Origin of the sequence: Paenibacillus profundus, assembly GCF_021369635.1 — a bacterium.
In the GTDB taxonomy this organism is placed as follows: Bacteria; Bacillota; Bacilli; order Paenibacillales; family Paenibacillaceae; genus Paenibacillus_B; species Paenibacillus_B profundus.
Genome location: NZ_JAJNBZ010000009.1, coordinates 170,935 through 176,934, shown reverse-complemented (window position 1 = coordinate 176,934; position 6,000 = coordinate 170,935). Strand labels below are relative to the sequence as shown.

The window sequence follows — 6,000 nt, the reverse complement described above, 5'->3', positions numbered from 1 at the left end:
AGCCGCTTAATTGATTTTTATTTTTTGTACTGTCTACTTGACGGGGTGCAGTTCACTTTTGGAACAGCCTCTCTATTTTTTTTCTATTTTTTTATAGGAATGGTCACTTCCAGATCTTTCAGATATGTTCTATTCTTGTCATTGCCGCCGACAACCTTCCAATCCTTGGTCTTCACAGTAAGTGTAAACGGCTTGATCGTGATCGATTTCGTATTGCCGTCAAAAGGGGAATACAGCTTATCAATGTGATATTCTGTTTTGGGTTCGCTCCAGAAGTACTCGACCCCATCTGGTTGCAGGACATTTCCTTTGTCGTCCACAAGCTCATAATAGACCATGCTGGCGCTGTAATCGCCCGTTTGCTCCGGAGATTTTGGAACCGGGCCCTTACTGTCCAGAACGAGACGGGTAGACACTGGCGAACTAACCAGTTCCTTGACGGTATAACTGAACTGTCCGTCCGATTTGGAGACCTCCGGCTTCAACACAAGCGAGTTATTCTCTATCTTCACGGGAGTTTTGAATTCAAAGGTTTCATTCACCTGTGTGACATCCGCCTGAATCGTGAGCTCGAATTGGTCAGGCAATTTCAAGCCATGTGTCAATTCAACTTTATAAGCAACATCGTCCTCTACAGAATAATCCCCGAAGCTGCCGCTGTCATATTCAATTTCTTGTCCGTTAACAAGAATGGTTGGCCTTTTAATATACCCTTTAAGATGAATCGGTTGTTTCTCAAAGTCAGAATCGATAATTTCGCCCTTGAACCCCTCTTCAGATAGATATGAATAAGCAGCAGTTGGCGGCAAATCTGCCCCTTCACGCTCCAACACGAAGGATAAACGGGTTCCATCGTAGAGCAAACTAGCTAACTTCAGCGTTACTCCATCATGGGTTACACTCAGGTTGGGATCAGATACGATTCCCTGGTTAATGGCAGTATCCAGAGCTTCTTTGCTTAATCCTTTAAAAAGATCGCCAAACATTGGAATATTTTGTAATGTTGCAGCCATTGCCGGCGATACAAATCCCGTACCAATCACACCTCCACCTAGTATTGCTGCGACAGATGCGACCAAGACGGTTCTTCTCATTATATTTGGTTTTCGTTTCGAAGATCTTCTTGTCAGTTCACTCTCTCCAATTTTATTCATAATTTGATCACTCCTGCTTTTGTTTGGTAATGACGATTCACGAATCATTTGTTCTATTGCATCCATTTCAGCGAATTCCGTTTGTTTCGGCCAATGTCCCATGTGCCATCTCTCCTTTTTGGCTTGTACGTTCCATCAGTTTTCGACGCAATCGTTCATATTTTTTCCGTATTGTGGCGGGCTTGAGGCCCATAATTTCGCTTATTTCCTCAAAGGTGTACTGTTCTACCGCCTTAAGGAGTAAAATATGCCGCTCTTCCGTTGTAAGATAAGTCAAAAGCTCATAGACCACTGACTCGTGGCGTGAGATTTGCAGCGCAGGCTGCTGCTCTTTATAATGTTCGATCAGCTTGAGCCAGCGGCTCTGCTTTTTCTTTATATTAATCAAATGATGGTAGGCTATCTTATACAGCCAAGCAGAGAAGGATACTTGTCTGCTATACTGATGAAGATTTTCATAGGCGCGAATAAAGATCTCCTGAACGGCATCTTCCGTCTCCGTATGATCCTTCAGAATATAGTAGCAGTAAGTATACATTTGCCGTTCAAACTGGATAATGATCGCTTGGTATGTCTGTGTGTCTCCTGCTTGGACCTGTTCTACAACCGCTTCAATTGCATTCCTTTTTCCTTCCGCTTCCCCGGGGATGGTAGGCTGCAAGAGATCACCTCCTTTCTCGTATACCTATATAACAATCTCAAAATGCGATTTTGTGACACTATCTTTTTATTGTGGCGAATTATAGTAGCTTTACTCATCTCCAATTGGAAAAAACCGCCAAAATTTCATTATGGTATTATCCCCTTTAAGTAGACACTCAAAAAAAAACCTTGTGCTATCATGAGGAACAAGAGTGAACTTGGAGGGGATAATACCACCACTTTCCGAGATCGCTTGGGCTTTAATGAAGTTGATACAAAATGAGTTTACTACTCTATGATGCTATGAGTTGTAACTCTTTTTCGTTAATGCTAAGAATTAACCTTATATAAAAAGAAAAAGCGTCGTCATTAGACGGCGCTTGCATCTATAGTTCCGGAAATAATGAACTTGTTTTGCGCATATTGTTCGTTCAGGAAGATCGGTGCCCATCCAAATGCACATCCACTTCTGTCATCGGCTTCGTAGAGGTTAATTCAACGACGTACATCTTGCTCACTCCCGACTATCGTATGTATGAAGGAGTATGTTCCCTCCTCCTGCGTTTCGTTATATATGTGACCTCTATTAAGTATCAGGGATTGTCTTCTTAGAAGTCAACAACCGCCAATATCACATGGAATGCGACATTGACGGTTGCGTATAGATGGTATATACATTAATCAGGTTGCGGTTCGCCTGACAACAGCCCTTTATACTCGTGCCAGCGTCTGCAGCCCGACCGTGTTCAAGAAGTTCCACGGCTTATTGAAATGAGGCTGGAAGAAGAAGTCGACAACTGCCAGCCCATCCATCGTCATCTTGTTCTGAATGCAGAGTGACAGCGTATTGACGGCAGCCGTCAAGTCGATTTTCGATGCCAGCTGCGCGCCGACGATGCGTTCGCCATCCGCTTCGCACACCACTTTGAGCATGACTTCCTCATGAGTCGGCATGAACTCGGGCCGGTAGCTGTCTGTTATTGTGCTCACTTTCACATTCATTCCGGCAGCAAGTGCCGCTTGCTCCGTTAAGCCTGTAGAAGCGATGTGATGATCATAAATCTTAATCCCAGACGTCCCTTGCGTGCCAAGCGAGCGGATACGCGGCTCCACCAGGTTGCATGCGGCAATCGTGCCCATGCGGACGGCATTCGTCGCCAGTGGAATGTACGCGGCTTGACCCGTCGGATTGTACTGTACGGCACAGCAGTCCCCTGCGGCAAATACATCAGGCTGGCTCGTGCGCATATATTCATCGACTACGATGGCTCCATTATCCAGCATGTCAAGCTGGCCGCGGAACAGCTCCGTGCTCGGCTTGAAGCCGATGCAGAGAATCACGAGTTCCGTTTCATACTCGCCCTGATTGGTAACCACCTTCGAGACGCGCCCGTCGGTTCCTTCAAATCGAGCTACCGTTTCTCCAAGCGCCAGCCGCACGCCTTTTGCCCGCAATGTCTCTTCTACGGGAGCCGTAAATTCAGCATCCAAGTATTTCGACATCACCTGATCGCTCATGTCGATAAGCGTCACTTCTTTACCGTTCTCCTCGAACGCTTCAACAAGCTCGATGCCGATATAACCTGCACCAATGACGACGACACGGCGGGCATCCTGAGCTTTTTCAATAATGGCATTGGAATGATTATAATTTTTGCAGAGCATAATATTGTCAAGGTCGATACCTTCGAACGGCGGCACAACCGGCCATGAACCCGTCGTAATAATCAACTTATCGAATGTATCCTCAAGCTCTTCTCCCGTCTCCAGATTGCGTACGCGGAGCGTCTTATTGGCTGTGTCTGCATCAAGCACATCGTGGCGCATCTTCGTGACGACTCCAAGGTCGGCAAGCTGATTCGGCGAAGAATAGAACAGTCCTTGCGGGTCTTTCACGACGCCGCCCACATATAAGGCGATGCCGCAGGACAAGAAGGAGATATTGTCGTTTCGTTCATATACGGTAATTTGAGCTTCAGGGTAACGCTTGGCCGTTTGGACGATAGCGGCGGTGCCTGCATGTGTACAACCGATGACTGCAACTTTCATAGTAAGTTCCTCCCTTATGTTCAAATCAGAATTGTATTGAAAAGGTGAAAAATAATAATCCATGTGAATGTGAATACCTTCACTTACTAAACTAAAAAATATTGCGTCCTGTGCTCGTTGTATGACATTGTTCATTGCATCAACCGAACATACTTTTATTATATTCGTTTCTTTAGCCACGACAACCTCGCGCAAACGCTATCATTTGTCTAATTTGTGAAAATAATAACATTCACAATGTATAGCGAAAAAAATGTGATAAATATTATAGAACGTTCTTTCGATTCGTTCGCTCGCAGCTAGGTGTATTCATATATTTACCATTTTTGATCATGGTCCAAATCCTTGGTTTTTATATAGGTTTGTATTAAAGTATACGGGGTCTGCATAATTATACTTTCAACTCGAAGGAGATTATATACATGACACCAACGAACGACCCACAGTCATCCGCTCCCGTACGGGGCGAAGGCTGGACAGGGATTTTGCGATTTGCCATCCCCTCCTTGCTAGGGCTTTTGCTCTTCGTCGTGCCCCTGCAATGGAATGGGGAAGTAACGGTTCCCATTGCATTTTTGGCCAAAGCAATTCAGCATGCATTAGCGCCATGGCTGCCGCTGGCCGCCGCTATCGTCATCGTGCTTGCTTGGATCGGGACGGCTTACACCCGCTGGTTCGCGCCGAAGCGCCTGCTTGCGCTTCCATTATGGAAATCCATGTTTCACATTACCCCCTTCTGGTTCGTCACCCGAACGTTGGGGATGATATTTGCGCTGTTGACATACTTTCAGATCGGTCCTGACTGGATAGGGTCGGAGAATACGGGCGGAATGCTGCTAAGCAGCTTGATTCCCGGCCTGTTCGTCGTCTTTCTGTTGGCGGGTCTGCTGCTCCCGCTGCTTGTTGATTTCGGGTTGCTCGAATTTTTCGGAACGCTGATGACGAAAATTATGCGCCCGATATTCACCTTGCCCGGTCGTTCATCCATTAACTGCATGGCCTCTTGGCTCGGTGATGGCACGATCGGAGTCATGATGACGAGCAAGCAATATGAGTCGGGTTATTATACGAAACGGGAAGCGGCTGTTATTGGAACGACCTTTACGGCCGTCTCGATTACGTTCAGCTTTATCGTGCTGTCCAACGTGAATATGGCGCATCTGTTTCTGCCGTTCTACGCCACAGTGACGTTCGCGGGTATGGTCGCAGCCATCATCATGCCGCGCATCCCGCCGCTCTCGCGCAAGCCGGATACGTATTACGGCGAAGTGCAACAAGCCGAAGAAGAAGTGATACCTCCTTCGTGGAAGCCATGGCGCTGGGCGCTCCATCAAGCGGTCGGCAAGGCGAAGCAGCATGAGGGGACGAGATCCTTCCTGCAGAACGGAAGCAAAAACATCATTGACCTGTGGATTGGCGTCATCCCGGTCGTTATGGCTATCGGCACGCTCGCGGTGGCGATTGCCGAGTTCACGCCGTTGTTCAAATGGCTCGGCTGGCCGTTCATTCCGCTCCTGAATCTATTAGGTGTGCCAGAAGCGAATGCGGCTTCACAGACGATTCTCGTCGGCTTTGCCGATATGTTCTTGCCTACTGTGCTCGCCTCCAATATAACAAGCGAGCTGACCCGCTTCGTCGTCGCGGCGCTGTCCGTAACGCAGCTCATTTATATGTCAGAGGTGGGTGGTCTCTTGCTCGGCTCCAAAATACCGGTCAATCTGAAGGATCTTTTAATTATATTTGTGCTGCGCACCCTTATTACGCTGCCGATTATTACATTGATTGGGCATCTGCTGTTCTAATAGAGGTTGTTCAAAAACCCCCTATTGATCACGAAATAACCCAAGATGTGATTCGACATCGAATCTTGCAATTCACTCTTGAGTCCGGTGCTCATGTAGTCTCGCCTACACTGCGCTGCTCCTTACAAGTTTTGCGGAGCAAAACTCGCTTCGGGAGCATACGCTTCGAGTTCTTGCTACCTTCTCGGTGCTGAACAGTGACTTTTTCAATTCGCACTAATGCGAAATCGCTCGAAAGGCCCCTATCCGGTGACGGGAATCCCCGTTTTTTGCTTGGATATGGGCTTTTTTATATATTGCTTCCCTTCCTAAAAACGATTATCGTTACATCATTCATTTCGAAAGGGTTGTTC

General features: G+C 46.9%; 4 protein-coding genes. 1 reads left to right on the top strand and 3 read right to left on the bottom strand.

What is annotated here, in order from left to right; translation table 11 throughout:
- Positions 1–83 precede the first annotated feature (83 nt).
- The 3 genes from LQV63_RS13830 to LQV63_RS13820 all read right to left on the bottom strand — a co-directional run bounded on the left by LQV63_RS13830 (position 84) and on the right by LQV63_RS13820 (position 3,845).
- Complete coding sequence (locus LQV63_RS13830; protein ID WP_233697153.1) at positions 84–1,256, bottom strand: DUF4179 domain-containing protein; 1,173 nt, start codon at positions 1,254–1,256, stop codon at positions 84–86.
- Positions 1,222–1,815, bottom strand: coding sequence for an RNA polymerase sigma factor (locus tag LQV63_RS13825; protein ID WP_233697152.1), 594 nt, complete (start codon positions 1,813–1,815; stop codon positions 1,222–1,224). Before LQV63_RS13825 ends, LQV63_RS13830 begins: the two co-directional genes overlap by 35 nt.
- 692 nt (positions 1,816–2,507) lie before the next feature.
- Complete coding sequence (locus LQV63_RS13820) at positions 2,508–3,845, bottom strand: FAD-dependent oxidoreductase (RefSeq protein WP_233697151.1); 1,338 nt, start codon at positions 3,843–3,845, stop codon at positions 2,508–2,510.
- 422 nt (positions 3,846–4,267) lie between these two features.
- Between LQV63_RS13820 and LQV63_RS13815 the strand changes: the two genes are divergently transcribed.
- Positions 4,268–5,647 carry a YjiH family protein gene (locus tag LQV63_RS13815; RefSeq protein WP_233697150.1) on the top strand — a complete coding sequence of 460 codons (1,380 nt, stop codon included), beginning with the start codon at positions 4,268–4,270 and terminating at the stop codon, positions 5,645–5,647.
- Positions 5,648–6,000 lie beyond the last annotated feature (353 nt).